General features: G+C 39.7%; 19 protein-coding genes. 12 read left to right on the top strand and 7 right to left on the bottom strand.

Annotation, left to right across the window (positions count from 1 at the left end; genetic code table 11):
* Positions 1 to 214 precede the first annotated feature (214 nt).
* Both DW103_RS11365 and DW103_RS11370 read left to right on the top strand, forming a co-directional pair.
* Positions 215 to 2,392 carry a glycosyl hydrolase gene (locus DW103_RS11365; protein ID WP_122276206.1) on the top strand — a complete coding sequence of 726 codons (2,178 nt, stop codon included), beginning with the start codon at positions 215 to 217 and terminating at the stop codon, positions 2,390 to 2,392.
* A gap of 20 nt (positions 2,393 to 2,412) precedes the next feature.
* Positions 2,413 to 3,837 (top strand): L-fucose/L-arabinose isomerase family protein, encoded by a 1,425-nt coding sequence (locus tag DW103_RS11370; protein WP_122276304.1) that lies wholly within the window; start codon positions 2,413 to 2,415, stop codon positions 3,835 to 3,837.
* Between the two features lie 112 nt (positions 3,838 to 3,949).
* Here the strand turns inward: DW103_RS11370 and DW103_RS11375 are convergent, their stop codons facing one another.
* Complete coding sequence (locus tag DW103_RS11375; protein ID WP_122276208.1) at positions 3,950 to 4,477, bottom strand: DJ-1/PfpI family protein; 528 nt, start codon at positions 4,475 to 4,477, stop codon at positions 3,950 to 3,952.
* 166 nt (positions 4,478 to 4,643) lie between these two features.
* Here DW103_RS11375 and DW103_RS11380 point away from each other — a divergent pair, with 166 nt between their 5' ends.
* From DW103_RS11380 to DW103_RS11400, 5 genes are all read left to right on the top strand, one after another.
* On the top strand, positions 4,644 to 5,021 hold the full coding sequence (locus tag DW103_RS11380) for a helix-turn-helix domain-containing protein (RefSeq protein WP_122276210.1): 378 nt from the start codon (positions 4,644 to 4,646) through the stop codon (positions 5,019 to 5,021).
* 5 nt (positions 5,022 to 5,026) lie between these two features.
* Positions 5,027 to 5,791 carry a peroxide stress protein YaaA gene (yaaA, locus tag DW103_RS11385; protein ID WP_122276212.1) on the top strand — a complete coding sequence of 255 codons (765 nt, stop codon included), beginning with the start codon at positions 5,027 to 5,029 and terminating at the stop codon, positions 5,789 to 5,791.
* A gap of 11 nt (positions 5,792 to 5,802) precedes the next feature.
* A complete protein-coding gene (locus DW103_RS11390; RefSeq protein WP_158576691.1) occupies positions 5,803 to 6,594 on the top strand; it encodes an HNH endonuclease in 792 nt (263 codons plus the stop codon).
* Positions 6,595 to 6,661: 67 nt separating this feature from the next.
* Positions 6,662 to 7,723 (top strand): 6-bladed beta-propeller, encoded by a 1,062-nt coding sequence (locus tag DW103_RS11395; RefSeq protein WP_122276216.1) that lies wholly within the window; start codon positions 6,662 to 6,664, stop codon positions 7,721 to 7,723.
* 153 nt (positions 7,724 to 7,876) lie between these two features.
* Positions 7,877 to 8,296, top strand: a complete 420-nt coding sequence (locus DW103_RS11400) for a putative quinol monooxygenase (RefSeq protein ID WP_233545678.1) — start codon at positions 7,877 to 7,879, stop codon at positions 8,294 to 8,296.
* Positions 8,297 to 8,366: 70 nt separating this feature from the next.
* Here DW103_RS11400 and DW103_RS11405 read toward each other — a convergent pair whose 3' ends face one another.
* The 3 genes from DW103_RS11405 to DW103_RS11415 form a co-directional block, all read right to left on the bottom strand.
* The gene (locus DW103_RS11405; RefSeq protein ID WP_122276218.1) at positions 8,367 to 9,104 is read right to left on the bottom strand and encodes a YebC/PmpR family DNA-binding transcriptional regulator; all 738 of its coding nucleotides are present in this window, start codon (positions 9,102 to 9,104) and stop codon (positions 8,367 to 8,369) included.
* Positions 9,105 to 9,129: 25 nt separating this feature from the next.
* Positions 9,130 to 11,592 (bottom strand): phenylalanine--tRNA ligase subunit beta, encoded by a 2,463-nt coding sequence (gene pheT, locus DW103_RS11410; RefSeq protein WP_122276308.1) that lies wholly within the window; start codon positions 11,590 to 11,592, stop codon positions 9,130 to 9,132.
* A 206-nt stretch (positions 11,593 to 11,798) separates the two neighbouring features.
* A complete protein-coding gene (locus DW103_RS11415; protein WP_122276220.1) occupies positions 11,799 to 13,970 on the bottom strand; it encodes a tetratricopeptide repeat protein in 2,172 nt (723 codons plus the stop codon).
* Between the two features lie 85 nt (positions 13,971 to 14,055).
* On the opposite strand from DW103_RS11415, the gene lepA reads away from it, so the two are divergent.
* Both lepA and trmD read left to right on the top strand, forming a co-directional pair.
* Positions 14,056 to 15,843 (top strand): translation elongation factor 4, encoded by a 1,788-nt coding sequence (lepA, locus tag DW103_RS11420; RefSeq protein WP_122276222.1) that lies wholly within the window; start codon positions 14,056 to 14,058, stop codon positions 15,841 to 15,843.
* Positions 15,844 to 15,897: 54 nt separating this feature from the next.
* Complete coding sequence (gene trmD / locus DW103_RS11425; protein WP_122276224.1) at positions 15,898 to 16,572, top strand: tRNA (guanosine(37)-N1)-methyltransferase TrmD; 675 nt, start codon at positions 15,898 to 15,900, stop codon at positions 16,570 to 16,572.
* Positions 16,573 to 16,575: 3 nt separating this feature from the next.
* On the opposite strand, the gene DW103_RS11430 is transcribed toward trmD, so the two are convergent.
* Positions 16,576 to 17,451 (bottom strand): DUF5032 domain-containing protein, encoded by an 876-nt coding sequence (locus DW103_RS11430; RefSeq protein ID WP_122276310.1) that lies wholly within the window; start codon positions 17,449 to 17,451, stop codon positions 16,576 to 16,578.
* A 206-nt stretch (positions 17,452 to 17,657) separates the two neighbouring features.
* Between DW103_RS11430 and DW103_RS11435 the strand changes: the two genes are divergently transcribed.
* On the top strand, positions 17,658 to 19,868 hold the full coding sequence (locus DW103_RS11435; RefSeq protein WP_122276226.1) for a glycoside hydrolase family 3 C-terminal domain-containing protein: 2,211 nt from the start codon (positions 17,658 to 17,660) through the stop codon (positions 19,866 to 19,868).
* Positions 19,869 to 19,964: 96 nt separating this feature from the next.
* Here DW103_RS11435 and DW103_RS11440 read toward each other — a convergent pair whose 3' ends face one another.
* Together DW103_RS11440 and DW103_RS11445 are read right to left on the bottom strand one after the other, a co-directional pair.
* A complete protein-coding gene (locus tag DW103_RS11440; RefSeq protein ID WP_122276228.1) occupies positions 19,965 to 20,942 on the bottom strand; it encodes a type I phosphomannose isomerase catalytic subunit in 978 nt (325 codons plus the stop codon).
* An 11-nt stretch (positions 20,943 to 20,953) separates the two neighbouring features.
* Entirely contained in the window at positions 20,954 to 22,975 is a 2,022-nt protein-coding gene (locus DW103_RS11445; protein WP_122276230.1) for an alpha amylase C-terminal domain-containing protein, read from the bottom strand.
* A 164-nt stretch (positions 22,976 to 23,139) separates the two neighbouring features.
* On the opposite strand from DW103_RS11445, the gene DW103_RS11450 reads away from it, so the two are divergent.
* Both DW103_RS11450 and DW103_RS11455 read left to right on the top strand, forming a co-directional pair.
* Positions 23,140 to 25,455 carry a cation:proton antiporter gene (locus tag DW103_RS11450; RefSeq protein WP_122276232.1) on the top strand — a complete coding sequence of 772 codons (2,316 nt, stop codon included), beginning with the start codon at positions 23,140 to 23,142 and terminating at the stop codon, positions 25,453 to 25,455.
* Positions 25,452 to 26,825 carry a glycoside hydrolase family 140 protein gene (locus tag DW103_RS11455; protein WP_122276234.1) on the top strand — a complete coding sequence of 458 codons (1,374 nt, stop codon included), beginning with the start codon at positions 25,452 to 25,454 and terminating at the stop codon, positions 26,823 to 26,825. Before DW103_RS11450 ends, DW103_RS11455 begins: the two co-directional genes overlap by 4 nt.
* Positions 26,826 to 26,842: the final 17 nt, after the last annotated feature.

Genomic DNA, 26,842 nt, shown 5'->3' on the forward strand with positions numbered 1-26,842 from the left:
ATTCATTTTACCTGCTATACTAATCCCATTTAGTTGCCATATTAGTGACATTTTGATAATCGCATAAACTCATCTGCAATAGTATGACAAACAGATTATCAAAAACAGAAGAAATAGAGTCAGTTTTGAAAGTTGTTAGCTCAAAGTTTGATTTTATCTTTGTAAAAATAACTTTTTGAAAAAGCTATATTCATTGAACCCCAATTTAGGATGTATGAAAGAACTGATTAAAATAGTATTTACTCTGTTTGTATTTGTTCACGCCTCGCAAGCGCAAATCTCTCCAAAAGCTTTTGCTAATCCGGAGAAACAATACAGACCTATTCCCCTATGGTTTTGGAATAATACCACCGTCAATGAAACAGAACTACTGAACCTGTTTCGCCAGATGGTGGAAAAAGACGGTTACGGAGGCTGTGCTATTCTACCGTTCGGGAAAGATTTCAAACCGGAATATTTGTCGGATAAATATTTCTCCCTTTATGGGGCAATCATCGAAGAAGCCCGAAAACTGGATGCCAGGATGTCATTATACGATGAATATGGTTTTCCCAGTGGAAGCATGGGGGCAATTAATGCCGATGGTGTTCCTCGCTTTATGAATAAATATCCGGATGCAACCATCAAAAGACTGGATAAAATCGAGTATGAAGTTCCTTCGGGAACGCGTATCCGCAAACCGCTTCCCGAAGGCAAGCTGATGGCGACCGTGGCCATGGATACTTTGTCAGGGAAACGTCTCTCCTTAAAAACGCATATCCATTCGGGAGAACTTGACTGGCGAGCCCCGAAAGGAGCCTGGAAAGTTTTATTCTTCGTTTGCGTAAAAGACGGCGACCCGAATGTGGATTACCTCAATCCCGAAGCGGTAAAGTTGTTTGTAAAAGAGACACACCAGGCTTACTACGAGAAATTTTCAAAAGATTTCGGGAAAACAATTATACAGACATTCTTTGATGAACCGACCCTGTATAGAGCACAAGGACGCATGTGGACAGAGAAATTCAACGAAAAATTTAAAGCCCGCTACGGATATTCACCCGAATTGCTTTACCCGGCTTTATGGTATAATATCGGAGAAGAAACACAGTCCGCCAGAAACCGGTTATTCGGATTGCGCGCCACTTTATACGCCGAAGGTTTTATGAAAACGATACAAGAATGGGCTTCCGCCCACGGTATCCATTCCACCGGACATCAGGATCAGGAAGAAATACAAAATCCGGTCAGTGTTTCCGGTGATTTGATGCTTTGCGGTAAATATATGGATATGCCGGGCATAGATAAGATTGGAGGCAATCGTCCTGCCGAATTATACTATAAAATAATCTCGTCTTCAGCCTACAACTGGGACAAACGGCAAGTCATGTCCGAAACATTCGGCGCGATGGGTAATTTGAAAGTGAAAGAACTTTACCAGATTGCTATGGAACAATACACAAAAGGTATAAATACTTTAATTCCTCATGCCGTCTGGTATGACGACAAAAATGTAACATTTCTGCCGGAATTATCTTGGAGAAACGAACTATATAGAGATTCGCTTCCCGCATTCAATTTATTCCTGACACGTTTGAATTATGTCCTCCAGCAAGAAGGCAAGCATGTTGCCGACATTGCAGTCATTTATCCGATTGAATCTTTACAGGGAGAGCACGTGTTGGATGGAGCATTAGGATATTATGAAGGAGGTATTCGTATTCCGAACACAGACTATATTCATATTTCTACATTACTGACAGATACGCTCGGGAGAGATTTCACCTATATCCACCCGGAAGTATTATCAACAAAATGCGAAATACAAAACGGTTTGTTGCATTTAAATAATCATATTAACAAAGAGACATTCAGGTTAGTAATTGTTCCGGGTATGAAAACAATTTCGCTCGCAAACCTGCAAAAGATAGAAACATTCTATAAAACAGGTGGAAATGTGATATTTACCACACAATTGCCGGAAAAGTCTGTGGAACCGGGTAAAGACAAAGAAATTAAAAAAATAATCAACCGGATGATAACCGGAAACAAATCTCAATCCTCATCCGGTAAAGCCTTTTTCATAGAAAAGCCGAGAACCGAAATACTAAGGAGAACACTGGCTGCCTGCCACAAGGTGGCAGATGTCGCTTTCCCTGACGGACAAGAATTGAAATACATCCATAAAATAAACGGCAATCAATCCGTCTATTATTTTGCTAATCTGAAAGATACGTCTTATCGTGCAGAAGTTATATTACGGGGGAAAATATCACCTGTACTATTAGATCCGCATACCGGACAACAAAAGGATGTCACATACAAACATCAGCTTTCCCACGGGGTAGAAACCACATCTATCCTTCTATCAATAAAGGAGAACTCCTCTGCATTTATCATCGACAGAAAATGATTTTTATAAAAAAACACATCATGAAAAACAGCAAAACAAACATTGGACTTGTAGGATTAGGGTTAGATACATATTGGCCCCAGTTTGAAGGACTTTACGAACGCCTCTGCGGGTATCAGGAAGAAATTGCGACAAAAATGTCCCGACCTGATATACAGGTTGTTAATGCAGGAATAGCAGACAACCCTGTTAAGGCTATAGAAACAGCAGAAATGCTCCAAAAACAAGATATTAGTATCCTTTTTATCTTTATTTCAACGTATGCACTATCCTCAACAGTATTACCACTCGCTCAAAGGTTAAAAGTTCCGGTTATTTTACTGAATATCCAACCGGCATCTAAAATTAATTACGAATATATAAACAACCTCGGTGACAGAGGTAAAATGACAGGAGAATGGCTCGCTCACTGCCAAGCTTGTTCGGTTCCGGAATTTGCAAATGTATTTAATAGGGTCGGCATTCCTTACGATATTGTCACGGGCTATTTGCAGGAAAATTTCGTCTGGGAACAAATTAATGCATGGATTGATGCTTCAAGGGCAGCAAAAGGTATGAGAGATAATCGAATGGGAATTTTAGGACACTATTATTGCGGTATGCTGGATGTGTACACTGATACAACCCTGCAATCTTCCACATTCGGTACTCATATCGAAATATTGGAAATGTGCGAACTGAAAGCTTACCGGAATCAAGTTACTTCTGAAGAATTGAATAATAAATTACAGGAATTCAGTACTTGCTTCGAAATCTCTCCACAATGCGAGTCTGATGAACTGGAGAGAGCTGCCCGCACATCCATCGCACTCGATAAACTGATAACGGCTCACGATTTAGGTTCAATGGCTTATTATTATGAAGGATATGCAGGAAACGAATATGAAAATATCGTCACCTCCATTATTGCCGGAAATACACTACTGACCGGAAAAAATATACCGATTGCCGGAGAATGCGAGGTTAAAAACGTACAGGCCATGAAAATTATGTCATTATTGGGAACCGGCGGTTCTTTTGCAGAATTTTATGCAATGGATTTTGACGATGATATTGTTATACTGGGACATGACGGTCCGGCCCATTTAGCCATAGCCGAAGGCCCGGTCAAATTAGTTCCACTTCCTGTTTATCATGGGAAACCAGGTAAAGGGCTATCCATTCAAATGACCGTAAAACATGGCCCCATCACTTTACTTTCGGTCTGTGAAGGAAAAGATGGTATCTTTTTACTTGTAGCGGAAGGAGAATCGGTAGCAGGTCCGACGCTACAAATAGGCAACACTAACAGCCGTTACCGTTTCGCCTGCGGAGCACGCTATTTTATCAATACATGGAGCAAAGCCGGCCCCTCACATCATTGTGCCATTGGTACAGGCCATCTGGCTGACAAGTTGGAAAAACTGGCTTTCTTACTTGATATTCCAATTGTAAAAGTCGTATAATAAAAATACGCGGAATCGCTAGTTCCATTCCAAATGCAACAATCAGAAAAACAAACAAAAAAGGGAGACTAATAAAAAAATCTCCCTTTAAAAATAAATATTCGGTTACGTTTTATTTTAATGCTTCGAGAACCTGTGGCATCATTGTCCAAACATTGTTTTCATCCTGAGCAGTAAAGAAGTTTCCATCTACTTCATATTTTTCACCAGTAGCTGTCCCGTTCTGTATAGCCGGTTTGGCTAACGGATGAACGGCCACTTTTTTACCTGCTGTTATTCCGGTAAAATCGAAAATCATGGCTGCGGCACAATGACCTATCATTAATTTTCCTTTTTCTCCAAATGCTTTAATAACAGCCATCATGTCCTGATTATAGGGTTTATTAGCATTTTCGCTGAATTTGGGGATAGCATCGCCACAAGCAAAAACCAATGCGTCATATTCATCTTCATGCCCTTTCAGATTTGCAATTACATCGTCGACAGACAATGCAATACCGGAATTTGTTTTTATTTCCTTTGTGTCTGCAACTGCATATACTTTATAGGGAATACCATTTTCAAAAAAGGCTTCCAAATACTGGAACAAACCAAATCCATTTACCGGATTTACTGCCAAAACGGCTACTTTCTTTGCCATAATTCAAATTATTAAGTAAAACAATAGTTATTTTTCGTAAGTTTATTACTTTTGTTATGCAAATGTATGTTTTCCTATTTAAGGAAACAAGAACGCACCTCTGAATAAGGAACTTACATAGAGATAACAATTGTTGAGAACCAATAGAATACAAAAGATTAAAAAAATGAAAAATTTTCATCCGACGGGTAATTGTCCGATACGTGATATTTTAAGCAGACTGGGTAATAAATGGTCGATGCTCGTCCTGATTACTTTAGATGCAAATGGAACGATGCGTTTCAGCGATATACACAAGAGTATAGCCGATATATCTCAACGAATGCTGACAGTCACCCTCCGGACACTTGAAGCTGACGGACTCGTTACACGAAATGTATATGCCGAAGTTCCTCCTCGTGTAGAATATTATTTGACCGACACCGGCAAAAGCCTGATGCCACACGTAGAAAACCTTGTGAACTGGGCAATCGAATATATGTCCGGCATCCTCGAAAACCGGGAAATAAAAGAAGCTGCTTTTATTCAACAACAAACAATTTAAAATTTATGCATATTATCCTATCACCGGCAAAAACGATGACCGGTACATCTAAAATAAAAGCACCGACAGGAACTAAACCCCGATTTTCCGGGGAAGCTACAGAAATAGCCCTGAACATGGCTCAGTTTCCTATTGATGAATTGCGGCGGATATTGAAACTGAGTCCGAAACTGGCAGCGGAAAGTTATCAACGTTTTCAGGATTTTCATACGGAAGAATATAAGCCTTTGCAAGCTATTTTAGCATATACAGGAGTTGTTTTCAAAAATATTCAACCAAAAGATTTCACAGAGGCCGACTTCTTTTTCGCACAAAAACACCTGCGTTTCGTCTCTTTCTGTTACGGCTTGCTTCGCCCATTGGACCTGATTAAACCTTACCGGATAGAGTTTGATGTTAAACTGCCGGAATTGGGTGAAGGAAATATGTACAATTTCTGGCGTCCCCGGCAAACACAGACATTAATCAATGAGATAAAAAACGACGATAATCTTCTGATAAATCTGGCCAGTATGGATATACAACCGGCTTTCGATTGGAAAAAAGTAGAACAAGCTGTCCGTATTATCACACCCGATTTTAAAGTTTGGAAGAATGGCAAGGCTGATACAATTGTTATTTATGCGAAAATGGCTCGTGGGCAAATGACGCGACATATCATAAAAAACCGTATCAGCAATCCTGAAGAACTGAAAATGTTCAGCTGGGAAGGTTTCCATTATAACGATAGTATGTCTGATAATAATAAATGGGTATTTTTGCAAGATTAAGAATTAAGAACATGGAAGGAAGAATTACAGAAGCAGCATTAGTATTACCTGCCCTATATCTAATGAGTTTACATGATGGTAAAATAGGGACCTCTGATTTGATTAAAGAGTTGACGGATATCATGCATCCAAGAGGAGAAGACGTCCAAATATTAGACAACCGGAGAGATACTCGTTTCTCCCAAATAGTCCGTAACCTGAAATCACATAATACATTCAACCGAAACGGATTTGCCGACTACGAAGACGGATGTTTCCAAATAACAAAAGCCGGACAAGAGCATCTAGAAGCAAACCGGGAAGTACTGAATTATCTGTTAGACAATAATTTTTCATATAAAGATATAACAGACAGTTTCGTCAAAATCGAAACAACAAAGAAACAAAAAAAGATAGAAGTATTCGACGAGGAAGCCTGGATAAATGAAGGAGGAAAAAAGGAAACAAAAACAGCCCGATATGACAGGTCTGCCCGGTTAAGAGATTATGCACGTGAGAAATTTACGATAGATGGTCAAATCTGTTGCACTTGTTGCAGGTTTAATTTTAATAAATTCTACGGACAAGAGTTAGGAAGAGATTACATTGAAATACATCATATTAAACCTATCTTCAAATATGAAGACGAAGATATGGAAAAAACATTGAAGGAAGCGCTCAAGAATCTTGTTCCTCTCTGTTCCAATTGCCATAGTATGATACACCGTAACCGGAAAGAGCCCTTAGATGTGGAGACATTAAAAGAGATTATTGAAAATACCAGTATGAAGAATACAATTCCTATTGCCAACCCTATTATTTAGGTAGCTTCTATTATAATAAATCATTACAAAATACGTTTTTACAAAAACTCTTAAAACAGGAAAAAGAATGAAACGAGCTTGTATTTGTTTGTTACTGATTTTATTAGTCACTTATATAAAAGAAGGATATGAACTTGTAACTGTCGATACAATTGTAAAAAGCAGCATAATGGCCTCTTTATCCGACGTTGCAGAGGAAGTGGCAGCTATACCTCTGGAAACAACCGACTCTTGTAAGCTCAGCCACGTCAGATTGATAAAAAGAGATGGAGATAATCTTTTTCTGGTCAATAAACGACAACTTTATCATTTTAGCAATTCAGGTAAATTCATTAACCAGATTACTTATTGCACTTTAGACCACCCCAATAATATACTTGTAGCCGACTATGTTATTGACCCGGTACACAAGCAGTTAATCGTAATGGATGAAGAGCAGAATGCTCATTATTATAATTACCAAGGAAATTTTCTGGGTAAAATAAATCTGTCAGATAACCGCCCATGGAACTCTCTTATCAAATTAACCTATTATGATCATCATATATGGGCCACAGCCGAACGAACAGTAGAGAGAAAAGAATATAATAATCAGAAGTTTCTGGAACAATGGCTATATAAATTCGATACAATTTTCAATGAAGTGGAATCCCGCAAATTAAATTCTGTCGACTTAGGCCGTTTCTCCCTTAATCGCGAACTTTGCCCGGAAGTAGCTGTTGCTAATGAAAAAATATATGTACAATCACCATCACTTCAACCGGAAGAATTACTTCAGGACACACTTTACCTCATCAGCCGGAATAAATTAAATATCACAAATGAATATTCCGATATCCTTCCTTTGCGTATCGGTAGCCGTTTTCTTGTTTCAACCTATTACAATCCTAATGCAGCTAATATGAATTACACATATTGTTTTGATCTCAAGAAAAATTATTCATATAATGTAAAAGGAGGTCTGGAAGACAATTTTTACGGAACCGGCCAAATAGCCGAATTACAAGCGATGGATGTTCACAGTAATTACTATTGCTATTGTAAAATGGGAGAAGAAGTTGAAAAAGCTTTCCCCGGTAGGACTGAAAATGATAATCCGGTATTATTCATTGTCAAATTAAAAGCATAAAAAGTCATATTCACTGAAATGTATACACATTTCAACAGTAATGACATAAAGAAACTATTTCAGAATATTTTCACACATTATGTCAAATAATTAAAAATAACACATTACCTTTGTCACGATATCTTTATTTTAGGTTTTTAATTTATAGGTAAAATGAAAAAGATCGTTATGATTTTAATGGCCATGGTCATGATAGGTGCAACATCATGTAATGGCAATGCGCAAAAAGGGAATGCGGATAAAGCTTGTGACCAAGCATGTGCAGAAAAAACAACTCCTGAAACCCCGAAAAAAGAGAAAAAAACTATCGTTTGCCGCGTCTTAGTTAAAGAAGGTCAGGAAGCTGCTTTCATTGAAGTGGCAAAACCGCTGATTGATGCTACACGCCAAGAAACCGGAAACATTAGTTATAATCTTTATCAGTCGCCATCGGATCCGAAATCTTTTATTTTCTATGAAGAATATAAGGATGATGCCGCTTTCGATTTCCATGCCAATTCCGAACACTTCAAGACATTCGCAGCCGCCATTCCGGATATGTTAGCTGCAGAACTGAATATCGAACAATTTTAAATCACATTACAAAAAAGAGGATACCGGCCCAACCGATATCCTCTCTCCTTATTAGCATAAAGTCTATACTTTATTCCTCTTCCTCTTCCGATTCGTCTTCTTTCATATTATGGAAAACGTTTTGAACATCTTCATCTTCCTCCAGCTTTTCAATTAATTTCTCAATTGTTTCGCGCTGTTCGGGAGTTACGTCTTTCTGATCATTCGGAATACGGACAAATTCGCTACTAGTAATTTCAAAACCATTTTCTTCCAAATATTTCTGGATAGCTGCATTCTGAGCAAATTCACCATAGATAATTACTTCGTCCTCGTCTTCATCCAATTCGTCTACTCCATAATCAATTAATTCCAGTTCCAAATCCTCCAGTGAAACACCTTCCTTTTTAGTGATATGGAATACACACTTATGCTCAAACAAGAACTCAAGACTGCCGGTTGTACCTAACGAACCGCCATTCTTGTTAAAATAGCTACGAACATTGGCAACTGTACGGGTAGTGTTATCTGTAGCTGTCTCTACAAAAATTGCAATACCAAAAGGGCCATAACCTTCGTAGTTCATCTCTTTATAGTCAGAAAAATCTTTTGATACAGCACGTTTGATAGCACGTTCCACATTTTCCTTCGGCATGTTTTCCTTCTTTGCAGTCTGCATCAACACACGCAAACGTGGATTGTTTTCCGGTTCCGGACCACCCTGCTTTGCAGCAATCGTAATTTCTTTACCTAGCTTTGTGAACACACGGGCCATATTGCCCCAACGCTTAAACTTTCTCGCTTTACGAAACTCAAACGCTCTTCCCATATTATTTTCTTTTTGTATTTATTATTTATCTTAATTGCGCACCTAATTTCTGTTCCAGGTTTGTCTGGATTTTTTTCATTATGGCATCAATTTGTTTATCATTCAAAGTCTTTTCTTCATCCTGCAAGAAGAAGCTGACTGCATACGATTTCTTACCGGCAGGCAAATTTTTACCTTCATAAACATCAAAGAGAGAAACCTTCTTTAACAGCTTACGTTCACTTTCTGTTGCAATCTTTTCTATTTCAGCGAATTGCACTTGCTTATCCAACAATAAAGCAAGGTCGCGCTTTACAGCAGGGAATTTGGATATCTCTGAGAAAGTAACTTTACTTTTCTTCGTCTCTTTCATTAATAATGACCAAGACAGCTCTGCATAATAAACGTCAGTATCGATATCCATAGTTTTACAAAGCTTCGAATTAACAATTCCCATAGTACCTAACTGACGACCGGATGCAGTTGTAATACTCAAACCAGCCGAATAAACATCACTACTCAAATTTCCGAAAATGACTTTTTTCATGTTAACTCCCAGACGAACCAGCATGTTTTCCACATATGCTTTCAGTTCATATACAGATGACTTTTCATTCGGATGCGCCCAGTTATTTTCAACACGATTTCCACTTATCCACAAGCCTATGCGATAATCTTCGCTAAATTCCGCCAAGGTTTCGCCTTCTTTCTTATTATCTATATTATAGGAATAACAATTACCGAATTCAAAGAATCTGATATTCCCATTCTTCCGTTTTGTATTATGTTCCACACTCTCCAAACCACCGAATAATAATGTCTGGCGCATACAGTTCAAATCAGCACTCAGCGGGTTCATCAACATGACACAACGAGCAACCGGGTAAGTAGATAATCCGTTATAATAAGCCGAACGTGTCAGTGAATTGTTCATGATTTCATTGAAACCCGAGCCACATAACTGTTCGGAGACTAAGTTCTGCATCTTGTAACTATGATCGGTAGGTGTCTGATAGCTCAAATTGGATTTTACATTGTCACTAAATTCAATATTATTATAGCCATAAATACGCAAGATATCTTCAATAACATCAACATCGCGCTGCACATCAATACGATAAACCGGAACATGGATAGTCAATCCTTCCACTGTTTCGGAAACAATTTCCATTTCCAGGCTTGCAAGAATACTCTTCACCGTTTCCACCGGAATAACCTTACCTACCAATGTATTTATTTTATCATAAGTCAGTTCGACCGTATAAGGAGCCATCGGAGAAGGATAAATATCCTGGATGGCCCCCGTAATCTTACCACCGGCAACTTCTTGCATCAATAAGGCCGCACGTTTCAACACATAAATAGTTTGATTCGGATCCAAACCACGTTCGAAGCGGAAAGAGGCATCCGTATTCAAGCCAAAACGACGAGCAGTCTTACGTATCCACGTTGGATGAAAACAAGCAGATTCGAGAAAAACATCAGTCGTCTGTTCTGTAACACCTGAATCCAACCCTCCAAATACACCTCCGATGCACATGGCTTCTTCCGCATTACAAATCATCAAATCTCGCTCTGTCAATGTACGTTCCACACCATCCAAAGTTATAAACTTCGTACCTTCCGGTTGAGTTTTCACAATGACCTTATCCCCTTTTACTTTACCGGCATCAAATGAATGAAGAGGTTGCCCCAATTCATGTAAAATGAAGTTCGTCACATCCACTACATTATTAATAGGACGCAGACCTATCATTTTCAAACGATTCTGCAACCATTCAGGACTATCCTTTACAGTAACTCCCTTAATGGTAACACCGGAATAACGCAGACATGCTTCCGTATTTTCTACAAGAACTTCGATAGCCGGAGTTTCATCATCAATCTTAAAGGCTTCTATGGAAGGGCGTCTCAGGGTAACCGGTTTACCAGCTTGTTTCAAATAAGCAGCCAAATCGCGAGCTACACCAAAATGAGAAGTGGCATCCACACGATTCGGAGTAATATCAACTTCCAGCACATAGTCGCTTTTTATATTATAATATTCTTTGGCAGGAGTTCCAACAACAGCATCGGCTGGCAAAACAATAATACCGGAATGGTCGGTTCCGATACCGATTTCATCTTCGGCACAAATCATACCATTCGATTCGACACCACGGATTTTAGAACGTTTGATAGTAAAACATTCGTCACCGTCGTATAGTTTCGTACCGTTTACAGCTACCACAACTTTCTGTCCGGCTGCCACATTCGGAGCACCACAAACAATTTGCAGAGGTTCTGTCCCACCGACATGCACGGTTGTAATATGAAGATGGTCGGAATTAGGATGTTCCACACAGGTAAGAACTTCACCGATAACCAATCCTTCCAAGCCACCTTTAATGGTTTGAACTTCTTCTACTCCTCCGGTTTCCAAACCGATAGAGGTAAGAGCATCTGCCACTTCATCAGGCTGTAAATCAAAATCAAGATATTCTTTCAGCCAGTTGTAAGATATATTCATCGCTATAAAATTTATTCTTTCATAATAACGGAACACCACTAATGATTATCCGTATGAGCGCAATTTGACGGGCAAAAATACAAATAATAATTCAAACGATATAAAGTTTCAAGACATTTTCTGATTAACCCGATATCAGTTAAAAGACTATATTTTTCAGTTTAAGAACTTCTGTCAGAAGATAATTCCGATTGAAAACTTTACTTTTATAAGTCCCCATCCAATGTATATCTTAATTGATCTAACATTAGAGCAACTTCAGTTTCTTCTATGCCGGCAATAAGTAAATCCGGAACATCTTGTTTAAACTGTTCAAGAAATTTATCAAAACCAGCATTTTCCAACTGTACAGCCTGTTTATAATAGGAAAGAGTTCCTTTCATATTTTGTAAAGCCCATTCCGTATGACCGGCATTCAATAAATCCAAGCTACTCGGCTGATTCTCTATTATTTTTTTATAATAATTCCGAGCCTGATCATATTTTCCAGTCAGAAAAGAGCACCAAGCTATCGGACGCCATGCTTTATGGCTTTTACTATCCAAATAATCAACTTTAAAGAAACATTTCAGAGCTTCATTATAATCTTTCAATTCAAGATGGCAATGTCCTATACTTATTTGTACAGACAAATTGTCAGGATTCAGCATTTCATAACGATGATAATATTTCAAAGCCTCTTCCGGCTGCTTCAAAGAACGATAGCAACCGGCTATTCTACGAATTACCCATTTACTTTCCGTATTAAGCAAATCCGCATGCAAATAAGCCTCCAAAGCACCTTTCAAATCACCTTCCATTTGTTTGCAGTACCCTATTTTCTGATACAAAACATCATCGTCCTGTTTAATTTCCGAAAGTTGATTGAATATAACTAAAGCATCTTCGAAATAATTCTTATGCAAATAATATTCAGCTATCGAAGTCAAGCTCTCGGTATCAGAGATATAAGGCCTAAGAATAGGCAAATTATGGAAATCGAGTGGCATTTTAAATATATCGTTAAAATCCGGATGTTCCGGATAAAGTTTAAAAAAACGATACAAATCCTGAATATATTGCCCTGCTATCACTTCAAGTTTTCCACGTTTGCTTATAAGCTCTTCCCGGTTTTGCTGTATCATTTCAGAAGCTTGACTATCAAATTGGTTCATCATCATTTTTCGGGTATCCGAGGGTAATTGCAGCATACTGAAATAGAGTGAATATTTATCCGAATTACACATAAACCCGGCCAAGGTCATTGATTCCAACATTTGTTTTTCAGAATCATCCAAATTCATCTGGCTGCCAAAAGAAGAATGTTCGCTTGTAAATGGTAATAACCAATTACTAAGTTCATGGAAAAACGGGAAACTTTTAAGATGTACGAATGTTGAATGCATGACATCCGCCCCTTCTTGTTGAAGTTCGCTGAACTCCTCCATCTTTTTCCCCAATGAATTATCCGACATGATACTTTCCCATTCCGGATTCATTTCGTCACTAAGCTGTTCGGGCGTAAAATCCTTCAAATTGATTTTATTACTGATTTTGGGACTCAACTTTATCATCTCCGGAATAATTTCATCCTGTAATTTTTTTGTTATTTTTTCAGTTTCTCGTGCCAGTATAAAACGTAATGTGATTGTACGGATAGTATTCGTAAACCCCGGTACTTCTGCCAAAGCTTCCAAACGATTCATAATTTGAGGATACAATCCGGTGCGCTTTCTATATGTATATAATGTAACCAAAATAGAAATTAAAGCACGAACTTTAATCTCTTCATTGGAATGGCCGGCCGCATCAAAAAGCAATAACAACTTTTCTTTATCAAAAGCAGCCTGCAATCCGAGCATGAGAGAAGAAACAATCTGACAACCAGTTGTGAATGGCAATGAATAATCTTTCAAAATATCTTTAATATCATCCGCTTCTTCCTGAGTCAAGAAGTTAGATACCCATATTTTATCAAACAAAACAATAGTGGAAGCATCAACATCAATCATTCTCCCCGCTTTATATTCTTTTGCCAATAGCGTATGAATTTCCTTATAAGAAGAAATTTTATCCATCTGCATATTTCTTCGTTTACTATAAAAAAGTAAAGAAGAGCCCATTGCCAACGCTTTATGTTTTATCTGATCTGCCAGTTCGTAAAGAGAAGTTTGCAGATTATTATATATTTGTTCCTGCATCGGATCTTTTACACCTTCGATACGATAGCGAAGCATATATTTATATGTATTTTGCAACTCATCCAGTTTGTCCTGAAATGAATACTCCCGAATTCCGGCAATAAGTGTTTGTATGAAGTCAAAAGCATTCTTCAACTCCTTATTGTCTAACGAACCGATTATACGGTTATATGTCTTATTTATTTCCTGTAGTGTCATATATTATTAACAACAAATGATATGCCAAAAGTATAACAAATTAGGCTAAATTTCCTATCTTTGCGCACCTAAATAAATATAGCAGATGAAGAATATCCGCAATTTCTGTATTATTGCTCATATAGACCATGGTAAAAGTACTTTGGCCGACCGTTTGCTTGAGTATACCAAGACAGTAGAAGGCAAAGATTTACAAGCGCAGGTTTTAGACGATATGGATTTGGAACGGGAACGTGGCATTACGATAAAAAGCCATGCCATCCAAATGAAGTATAATTATAAAGGAGAAGAATATATCCTGAATTTAATAGACACTCCGGGGCATGTCGATTTTTCATACGAGGTTTCCCGCTCCATCGCAGCTTGTGAAGGTGCATTGCTGATTGTTGACGCAGCTCAGGGAATTCAGGCACAAACAATTTCCAACCTATATATGGCAATAGAGAATGACCTTGAAATTATTCCGGTCATGAATAAAATTGACCTACCAAGCGCCATGCCGGACGAAGTGGAAGATCAAATTGTCGAATTGTTGGGTTGTCCCCGTGAAGACATTTTACGTGCCAGTGGTAAAACCGGTGAAGGAGTTTACCAGATTTTGGATACGATTGTTGAAAAAGTTCCGGCACCGAAGGGTAACCCGAATGCTCCGTTACAATGTTTGATATTTGATTCCGTATTCAATTCCTTCCGGGGTATTATTGCTTATTTCAAAGTTGTTAATGGTGTAATCCGTAAAGGAGATCACGTCAAGTTTATTGCTACCGGCAAAGAATATGATGCCGACGAAGTTGGCGTATTGAAACTGACCATGTCTCCCCGTGATGAAATCCGTACGGGAGATGTAGGATATATCATTTCCGGTATTAAAACCTCACGGGAAGTACGTGTAGGAGATACAATCACACATGTGGCTCATCCGGCCAAAGAAGCTATAGCTGGATTCGAAGAAGTCAAGCCCATGGTTTTTGCCGGCGTCTATCCCATTGATAGCGAAGACTTTGAAAATCTTCGCGCTTCATTGGAAAAGTTGCAGTTGAATGATGCTTCCCTGACATTCCAACCGGAAAGTTCTGCAGCTTTAGGCTTCGGTTTCCGTTGCGGTTTCCTCGGATTATTGCACATGGAAATCGTACAAGAACGTTTAGACCGTGAATTTAATATGGATGTAATTACTACCGTACCGAACGTCTCCTATAAAGTTTACGACAAAAAAGGCAATTGTACGGAAGTTCATAACCCGAGCGGATTGCCCGATCCGACTTTAATTGACCATATCGATGAGCCCTATATTCGTGCCTCTGTCATAACTAACACGACTTTTATTGGTCCGATAATGACACTTTGTCTGGGCAAACGTGGTATTTTGATTAAACAAGAATATATTTCCGGAGATCGGGTAGAAATCCATTATGATATGCCGTTAGGAGAAATCGTAATTGATTTCTATGACAAGCTGAAGAGTATCTCGAAAGGGTATGCATCTTTTGACTACCATATTCATGATTTCCGCCCCAGCAAGCTGGTAAAATTGGATATTTTACTGAACGGTGAGCCGGTGGATGCCCTTTCGACATTGACACATGTAGACAATAGTGTTACATTTGGTCGTAGGATGTGTGAAAAGCTGAAAGAATTAATTCCCCGCCAGCAATTCGATATCGCCATTCAAGCTGCCATCGGTGCAAAAATTATTGCCCGCGAAACAATAAAAGCCGTACGAAAGGATGTGACGGCAAAATGTTATGGAGGCGACATTTCCCGTAAACGTAAATTGCTGGAAAAACAAAAAGAAGGGAAAAAGAGAATGAAACAAATCGGTACAGTAGAAGTTCCGCAAAAAGCATTCTTAGCCGTATTAAAGTTGGATTAATATCACAGCATACAAATCCTAGTCTCAATTAATTGTAATATCATAACTCTGAATATGCGCATCGATATACTGACAGTACTTCCCGAAATGATAGACGGAATGATTAATTGCTCTATCGTCAAAAGGGCACAGGACAAGGGATTGGCAGAAATATACCTACATAATCTGCGCGACTACACAACAAACAAGTGGCGTCGCGTAGATGATTACCCTTTTGGAGGTGAAGCCGGAATGGTCATGCAAATAGAACCTATCGACCGGGCTATCTCCACCTTGAAAAACGAAAGGGAATACGACGAAGTTATCTATACCTCGCCCGATGGAGAGCTGTTTAATCAACCGATGGCAAACAGCATGTCGCTACTAAACAATATCATTATCCTTTGTGGCCATTATAAAGGTATCGATTACCGTATCCGGGAACATCTGATAACGAAGGAAATATCGGTAGGCGATTATGTTCTGACAGGAGGCGAGCTGGCAGCCGCCATTATCACAGATGCTGTCGTACGCCTAATACCGGGAGCCATAGGAGACGAACAAAGCGCCCTCTCTGACTCTTTTCAGGATAATTTACTGGCTCCACCTGTTTATACACGTCCGGCAGACTATAAAGGATGGAAAGTTCCCGAAGTACTTCTTTCCGGACACGAGCGCAAAATTGCCGAATGGCGTCTGCAACAAGCACAGGAACGGACCGCACGGCTACGGCCCGATTTATTGAAGTAAGCATTAATTCGCATTAAAATTGTAAACAAACGTATACTCATACGTATTATTTTCTGCCGTAGCTCCATTTATCGGATATATTTTTTCTTCAATTGTCATGCCCGATATATATTCGGCGGACATCGTATAACGATAGGTATATTCAGCACAAATATCCGATGCAGCCGTCACATTATACCAATATGCGCGAGATGGTAAATTCCTATTCATTGACCCGTACAGCAGGTTGACAGGAGAAATGACCTCAAACCCGACAGGCTGAAAAGAACTAATCACCCGGAATGGAAAATTTGAAGGACGAAGCTGGGTATCATATTCGTATGTAAATTCTTTCTGTGGCATATAAGCATAATAGACAACATTACTGTTCATCCACGTATAACGGTCCACTTCTCCTAAATTACGGGTCTGATATCCCGAACCGTTTTCGTTCGGCCATTGGATAACCTGGGATACGGAATTTAACAAATAACGGCTATAAGAAAAACTACTTTTCGTAGCCGTATACACTACGTTATTCATATATTGATTCTCGGACATCTCTTCTTTTTGGGCAATCATATCTCCACTCAGTGTATAAACCGTATGTACAAAAGGGGTTGTACTGGAACCATCTTCTTGTTTTTTTATACCGCTCACGGATATCTTCTTATCCACCACAATATAGTTTTCCGTATACTGAATTCCATTTTCATTTAAAACAATACGGTTTATCTGTTTATCCTGGTCGTAAGTAATGTCTGCTGTAAAAAAAGCATTTCCATTCTTCGTGCAAGTCACATTCGTTAGTTTATTCAATTCCGGAATATGAGGTTTTTCATCATTACCACAGGATATTAATCCCACTACTGCCAATAACACAAATACTACTTTCTTCATATCTTTGATAAGTTTATAATTCAATCATACAAAATTAGAACATTTGAAAAAATAACGGCAAAAGTAACCTATTTTAAGTAATTCTACTTGAACAAATCCTTCCTATCCATTAGCTTTGTAAGACATTTAAGTATAATAAACGACTAAAAATAAATAGTTTACAATAACTATTTGCGTTGCATTTACAATAACTAAAATATAATAACATGGGAATGAAACAACTAGCGACAACAGTATTTGCCCTGCTACTATCCGTCACCTGTAATGGAGAACAACAAGATTACCCATTCCGGAATCCGGATTTACCATTGGAGCAACGTATCAATGATTTATTAGGACGGCTCACTCCAGAAGAAAAAATCGGCCAAATGATGAACTCCACACCTGCCATCGAACGACTCGGTATCCCCGAATACGATTGGTGGAACGAGGCGCTTCACGGTGTAGCGCGTGCCGGACGGGCAACCGTATTTCCGCAATCAATTGCCATGGCATCCACTTTCGATGATAAGGCACTCCTCACCACATTTACAATGGTTAGCGATGAAGCCCGTGCCAAATACCATCAATATCAAAAGAATAAGGAATATGACCGCTATAAAGGCCTGACATTTTGGACGCCTAATATTAACATCTTCCGCGACCCACGTTGGGGCCGTGGTATGGAAACATACGGAGAGGACCCGTATCTGACGGAACGTATGGGAGTTGCCGTTGTCAAAGGGTTACAGGGCGATGACCCTAAATATCTCAAAACACATGCCTGTGCCAAACATTATGCCGTACACAGCGGACCAGAATGGAACCGACATGAGTATGACGCAAACGTCACTCCACGCGATTTATGGCAAACCTACTTACCAGCTTTCGAAGCATTGGTAAAAGAAGGAAATGTACAAGAAGTCATGTGTGCTTACAATCGCTTTGAAGGAAAACCCTGTTGCAACAGCGATAAACTTTTGATAGATATTCTTCGTAACAGTTGGGGATATGACCGGATTATTCTTTCAGACTGCGGAGCTATCAATGATTTTTGGCAAAAAGATAAAAACACCCCCCGTCACGAAACACATCCGGATGCGGAAAGCGCCTCTTCCGATGCGGTACTGACAGGAACGGACTTGGAATGCGGAGACAGCTATAAAGCTTTGGTCCAAGCCCTGAAAGATGGAAAAATCACGGAAAAAGACATCGACACAGCTCTTCGCCGCCTATTGAAAGGACGTTTCGAACTCGGAATGTTCGACCCGGATGAACGCGTTCCCTATTCCAAAATACCATACAGCGTAGTAGAAAGCCCTGAGCACATAGCCCAAGCTCTAAACATGGCACACAAAAGTATGGTGCTGCTCAAGAATAAAAACAAAACATTACCCTTACGGAAAAATATTAAAAAAATTGCCGTTGTAGGTCCGAATGCTGCCGACTCGACTATGCTATGGGCCAATTACAATGGTTTCCCCACACATACTGTCACTATCTTGGAAGGTATTCGTACAAAAGTACCGAACACTGAAGTGATATTCGAACAAGGATGCGAACACACAGGCGACTCAATCAATACGGCAGACAACAAGCGCATAGCTGTTAATTATACAGCAACTGCGGCTAAAGTAAAAGATGCTGATGTTATCATCTTTGTCGGTGGCATTTCCCCACGTCTCGAAGGTGAAGAAATGCCCGTTAATGTGAATGGATTCAAGAAAGGAGATCGTACTAACATTGAAATTCCTAAAGTTCAGAAAGAAATGGTAAAGGCATTAAAAGCGACAGGGAGGCCTGTTGTTTATGTACTTTGCACCGGTAGCGCCTTGGCTTTGAACTGGGAAGACGCTAATCTGGATGCTATTCTAAATGCTTGGTATGGAGGACAAGAAGCCGGAACAGCCGTTGCCGACATTTTGTTCGGTGATTACAATCCGGCTGGTCGCCTACCTGTGACATTCTACAAATCGGTCGACCAATTGCCGGACTTCGAAGATTACAGTATGAAAGGACGTACCTATCGTTATATGACACAGACCCCTCTTTATCCATTCGGATACGGATTAAGTTATACGACATTCAGCTATCGGAATGCAAAACTCTCTTCCAACAAAATAACGAAGGACCAGTCCGTAACACTCACATTCGATATTGCAAACACCGGGAAAATGGATGGTGAAGAAGTTGCTCAAGTCTACATCAAAAATCCGAATGATCCGGAAGGTCCGATAAAAGCCTTAAAAGCCTTTACACGTGTTCCGGTGAAAGCTGGTAGCACAAAAAAAGTCAGTTTGGAATTAGCACCGAAAGCTTTTTGGTCATTTAATGATAACACGCAAACAATGGAAGTTCGTTCTGGTAAATACAAAATTTTGTACGGTGGTTCTTCCGCAGATAAAGCTTTAAAAGAAATAGAATTGACAATCGAATGAAATAAAGGGAGACATTACAAGAAACATGTACAAAAATAACGAAGGGGGTACTCAATAAAAATACCCCCTTCGTTATCCTATAGATATTTATTCGGCTTATTCACCTATATACGTTTCCATAAATTTAGCACCCGAAATCGGTGAAATCGTTATAACATTCGTATCTGCCGGAATCAGGACGGTCTGTCCCTGATGAACATAAATTTCATTTCCCTTATTGTCACGAATGGAGGCCTTGCCTTCCATACAGATATAAACGACAAACGAATCCAACCTGGAAAAATCACGAACCATTATTGTATCAATATCCAACAAATTAGTAGTAAAATATTTACAACTTGCCAATTCCACCGTAGCATTACTATGCGCCTTGTAATGTGTACGATAATCGGGATACAAGGCATAATCGATAGCATCCTTTGCCAACTCGGTATGTAATTCGCGTCCCTTTCCATCCGGACCTTTCCGGTCATAATCATAAATACGGTAAGTTATATTACTAGTTTGCTGTATTTCCGCAATAAAACAACCGGCACCAATCGCATGAACACGGCCGGCTGGCAGGAAGAATACATCACCCGGAGATACTTCATAACGTTGCAAAACGTCCATGATAGTATTATCCTGTACACGCTTCACATACTCATCCGCATCAATCTGCTTAGAAAATCCGGAATACAGACCGGCTCCTTTCGCTGCATTAATCACATACCACATCTCTGTCTTACCAAACGAGTTATGACGTTTTTTTGCCAATTCATCATTTGGATGTACCTGAATGGAAAGGTCATCACGAGCATCGATAAATTTAATTAACAAAGGGAATGTTGGGCCAAAACGCTCCATTACCTCTTCACCTATTAGTTGTTTACCATACGTACGGATTAATTCATCCAAGTTTTTACCTGCAAGAACTCCATTATCGACTATTGAGTAGTTACCGTCAACATGTGAGAGTTCCCAACTTTCACCAATACCTTCCTGTACCGGAGTAATGCCCTTAAAAGGGCAGATGTCTGAGCCACCCCAAATTATACTCTTGAGGATTGGCTTAAATGTCATTGGATATAGCATGATACTTTTGTTTATTGTTTTGTTACTTTTACTTTACTCAATACAACAGCACTACGTGCCGGAATGTATAATTTGAGCCATTCTTTTTTCTCTTTTTTATACAAAGGATCAAATTGTGTAAAATGCCTGATAGAATCATCAGCCAGTCCAAACCCGCCAAAACGTGTTGCGTCGGTATTCAAAACCACCTCATATTCTCCTTTTGGGACTAAAAAACCGTAATCCGTAAACGACTTTGTCGGACTGAAATTAAAGACAAATACCAAATCTTTGCGCATATAGGCTAAAATCTGGTCTCCATCATTATCCCACACCTTTTGTACCGGAGTAGACTGAAAGTTTTTCACACTCTTGATTATTTCCAACATTTCGCGGTCAAAATCACCCAAGAAATGATATTTTAAATTCATATCATCCACCAAGTTCCATTGGCGGCGAGCATACTTATAAGACCATCCATTTCCTTCACGCGGAAAATCAATCCATTCCGGATGTCCAAACTCATTTCCCATAAAGTTCAAATAACCACCGTTAATCGTTGAAGCAGTCACCAGACGTATCATCTTATGCAAGGCAACTCCACGTTCTACTGCAAAATTATGATCGCCCGCTTGCATATGCCAATACATATCAGCATCAATCAGACGGAAGATGATAGTCTTATCTCCTACTAAAGCTTGGTCATGACTTTCGGCATAGCTGATAGTCTTTTCATCCACCCGGCGATTGGTAGTCTCCCACCAAATAGAAGAAGGATGCCAATCTTCGTCCTTTTTTTCCTTGATTGTCTTAATCCAGTAATCAGGAATATTCATAGCCATGCGGTAATCAAACCCATAACCGCCATCTTCGTATTTAGCAGCCAATCCGGGCATACCGCTTACCTCTTCAGCTATTGTTATAGCATTTTTATTTACTTCGTGTATCAATTTATTCGCCAGCGTCAGATAGGCAATCGCGTCACCATCCTGATGTCCGTTAAAATAGTCACCGTAATTACAAAAAGCTTCACCCAGACCATGACTATAATACAACATAGAGGTCACACCGTCAAAACGGAAACCGTCGAACTTGTATTCATCCAACCAGAATTTACAATTGGAAAGCAGGAAATGGAGTACTTCATTTTTACCATAATCAAAACAAAGAGAATCCCACGCCGGATGTTCTCGCCGAGCCCCACCCAAGAAATACTGAGTATAAGAACCGTCAAAACGCCCCAAACCTTCCACTTCATTTTTCACGGCATGACTATGAACTATATCCATAATAACCGCTATCCCCATACCGTGTGCCTCATCTATTAACCGTTTCAATTCGTCAGGCGTACCAAAACGGGAAGAAGCAGCAAAGAAACTACTGACATGGTAACCAAACGAACCATAATAAGGATGTTCCTGAATAGCCATAATCTGAATAGCATTATAACCTTCCTTCGCGATACGCGGCAATACATTAAGCCGGAATTCATCATACGACCCTACCTTTTCTTCATTCGAAGCCATACCAATATGGCATTCGTATATCAACAACGGAGCAGTGTCCGGTTTAAATCGTTTGTTCTTGAAAACATAAGGTTGAATAGGATTCCAGACCTGAGCACTGAAAATTTTGGTATTTTCATCCTGAACGATACGACGTATCCAAGCAGGAATACGTTCTCCGCTACCCCCTTCCCATTCGACAAGCAACTTGAACAGGTCTTCATGATGCAGTAAATCTTCCGCAAGTTCAATTTCCCAGACACCATTGCCTAAACGTTTTAATTTGTATTTTTCATCTTTCTTCCAGTCATTGAAAGTACCGATAATATAAATAGCCGTGGCATTGGGCGCCCATTCACGGAAAACCCACCCAGTCTTCATCTTATGCAATCCAAAGTAAAGATACCCGGAAGCCATCTCCGATAATGTTTGTTTCCCATTATTGGTCAGACTCTTTTCCTTATTTACTACATATTGGTATCGTCCTTCTATAGCCTCCTTATAGGGGACCAGCCAAGGGTCATTTTTTATTAGATTTAGCGACTCCATGATTTTTTGAGATTGGTTTCGCACAAAGATAGAAGAAAAACAGATACTGACCTACGAACAGATAAAAATAATTAAAGCTTAAGCACGATAAAGTTTTTACACCACAAACATTAATTATTTAATTTCTTTGGTTATTTTTGCAGGAAACCATAAAACACAGACGTATGAGTAAAGGAACAAAAAGCATAACCTTTTATTTGTTGATGATTGTTGTTTTTGGTTCATTAATGTACATCATCGCCAAAGAAGGAGAAAGCCGCCAAATAGATATTGCAGTCCAATCTACCCAAGATGCTCCCAAAAATCTGGAAGAAGGTTTTCTGGTTTTTTGGGATTCTATGGTACATCATATCCAATCCTCCATTGGTATCTTACTTTTACAAATCATTACCATATTACTAATCTGCCGGTTATTCGGATGGCTGTTCCAAAAAATAGGACAACCAACGGTTGTCGGTGAAATTGTAGCAGGTATCGTCTTAGGTCCATCTGTTTTAGGGCATCTGTTACCTGACGTATCTGCATTTCTATTTCCGCCTGAATCATTAGGTAATATCACAATATTAAGTCAGTTCGGATTAATACTATTCATGTTTGCCATCGGTATGGAACTCGACATCAGTGAAGTCCGTAAAAAATTAAAAGAGACAATACTGATAAGTCATACAAGTACAATTGTGCCATTCTTTTTCGGAATGCTGACAGCCTACTATGTATATGAATCGTATGCGCATAAAGGTACACCTTTCCTCTCTTTCGCATTGTTTATCGGGATAGCGATGAGTATTACAGCTTTTCCCGTACTGGCTCGTATCATCCAGGAAAAAGGACTTACCAAAACACACTTAGGAACGATTTCTCTGGCTAGTGCCGCCAATGGCGATATTACAGCTTGGTGCCTGTTAGCCGTCGTCATTGCAATCGCTCAAGCCGGCAGTATGCTAAGCGCTATTTTTAATATTTTATTTTCCATTTTGTACATAACATTTATGTTTCTGGCCGTACGCCCGTTTCTTCGGATGATAGGCCATATTTATCATAATAAAGAAGTTATAGACAAAGCACTTGTCGCTTTCATGTTTTTGTTGCTGATTATTTCGTCCTATTTTACGGAAATATTAGGTTTGCATGCACTGTTCGGAGCCTTCATAGCCGGTGTCGTGATGCCCGGTAATGTAAAGTTTCGTAAGATTATGACTGAAAAAGTAGAAGATGTTTCGCTAGCCTTATTCCTACCGCTATTTTTCGTTTCTACGGGATTACGCACAGAAATAGGACTATTGAATACTCCGGAATTGTGGTGTATGTGTGGTATTTTTATTGTAGTAGCCATCTTAGGTAAGTTCGGGGGAGCTATGTTCTCTGCTCGTTTTGTAGGAGAAAGCTGGAAAGACAGCCTTTATATCGGTGCTCTGATGAATACTCGCGGATTGATGGAATTGGTTGTACTGACTATCGGCTATGAAATGAAAATATTACCTCCTTCCATTTTTGTCATGCTAGTATTGATGACGCTTGTTACAACTTTTATGACTACTCCGCTTGTCTCTTTCATCAAATTCTGTTTCCGTGCGCATGAAAAACGAAAAGAGCATCATCTTTATACCGAACAAGCAAATGGTATATTCAAAGTTTTATTATCGTTCGGTCGTGCCGGAAACGGACAAATCATGCTTGACGTGGCCCACCAAATGTTTGCTCGCGGAAAAAACAAATTAGACCTGACAGCTCTGCACCTGACGGTAGGCTCAGATGTAAATCCCCTCCATACAGACAATTTCGAAGAAGTCAGCTTCGGTCCCATATTATACGGAGCCAAGAAATTAGGAATGCATATTCATACCCGTTACGAAGTTTCCAATAATGCAGGGCAAGACATCTGCGATATTGTCAATAATGAAGGATTCGATTTTCTTCTCGTCGGTTCCGGTATTTCCATGAGCGACTCACCGGACGATATAGCTGCCAACCGCTATCGGACATCATTCTACAACCGCTATTTCAAGCGTTTCAAAGCGCCGGAGTCATGGTTCTACCCGGGTGCTTTATTAAAAGATAAAACAAAGATGTTTATCGCACGAAGCAATTGCGATGTAGGAGTATTTATCAACCGGAATTTCGTGAAAGCATCAAATGTTATTGTCATTATCGGTTCGGAACAGGAGCTCTTCTTGCTGGATTATGCTTCTACCCTCCTGAAAGCGACACACGGGACAATTGGTATCGTAAACAAAACCAGCACTACCACTCCCGGTCACGAGCATATCGTAGAAACAATCGGTCAATTTACGGAAACAACCCCACAAGCAACTTTCCTGCCCGATAAAGATTTGACAACAGAACTTTTCAACAACTATAACTTTATGCTGATTGGATACAATACATGGAACGATGTATCCGAACACCGAAAGGAGGCGTTACAAAAGATGCCATCCACTCTTATTCTTAGTAAAAACCAATATAAAAACACAGAAGTATGATACGAAATTTCTTATTAATCCAACTCTTCTTCCTCGGCTGTATCTTTTCCATTTACGCGCAGGAGGATGTTTGGCAAGGACCATCCGTTAATTTCTCCCACGGTAAATTGCAAATATCCGAAAATGGCCGTTATCTGGTTCATAAAGATGGAACTCCTTTCCTTTATATTGGCGACACTGCTTGGGAACTGTTCCACCGTCTGAATGAACAGGAAGTAGAAAAATATCTGGAAAATCGCCGGGCTAAAGGTTTCACTGTCATACAAGCCGTTATACTTGCCGAACTAAACGGACTAAATACACCTAACGTTTATGGCGAAACCCCACTTATTGACAATAATGTCCTACAACCAAACGAAAAATATTACAAATGGGTAGATAAAGTCATTCGAATGGCCGAAGCCAAAGGGTTATATATCGGGTTGCTTCCTACGTGGGGAGATAAAGTAGACAAACAATGGGGCGTAGGTCCGGAAATATTCAACCCCATGTATGCCGGATTATATGGAACATGGCTGGGACGACGCTATAAAAATTTTAAAAACATTATCTGGATTAATGGAGGGGACCGTTGGGGAGGAGATAATAATTATCCAATTTGGGAAGCGCTTGGCAAAGCACTTAAAAAAGCAGACAAAAATCATCTTATTACTTTCCATCCTCAAGGTGAATGTTCCTCCGGACAATGGTTCCATAATAGTACCTGGTTAGATTTCAATATGGCACAGACAGGACATTGCCAGCGTAATTACGAAATATACAATCGTCTGCTCCTGAAAGACTACAACCGTACCCCAGTGAAGCCATGCATGGATGGAGAACCTCGATATGAGAACCATCCTGTTTGTTGGAAGCCGGACTCACTCGGCTGGTTCGATGATACAGACGTGCGACAGGCACTCTACTGGGATTTGTTCTCCGGCTCTTGCGGGCATACTTATGGTTGTCATGATATCTGGCAAATGAAGACTCCCGAACGGGAAGCGATAGGCTTTGCCCGTGGAAACTGGCAAACCTCGCTGGACTTACCCGGTGCTTTCGATTTGATACATGCCCGTCGATTACTGGAACGCTACGACTGGGCAAGTCGTAAACCGGCCCCCGATATGATTATCTCGGACAATAGTTCGTTCGAGCACAAGATTGTCGCATTACAGGGTAATGGTTTTGCCCTTGTTTATTTCCCTAACGGAGAAAAAGCTACTTTCAATCTTCAATCAATCAGTAAAAATAATGAACTTACCCTATCCTGGATGAATCCACGTACCGGGGAAATAAAAAAAACCGGAAGTATCGACCGTAGCCAAACGCAAGAAATCATCCCCCCTTCTTCCGGAAGAGGTAATGATTGGGTTTTAATCATTGAATGATAAAAGAAGTTTTGCCG

Source organism: Parabacteroides sp. AM08-6 (assembly GCF_003473295.1).
Lineage (GTDB): Bacteria > Bacteroidota > Bacteroidia > Bacteroidales > Tannerellaceae > Parabacteroides.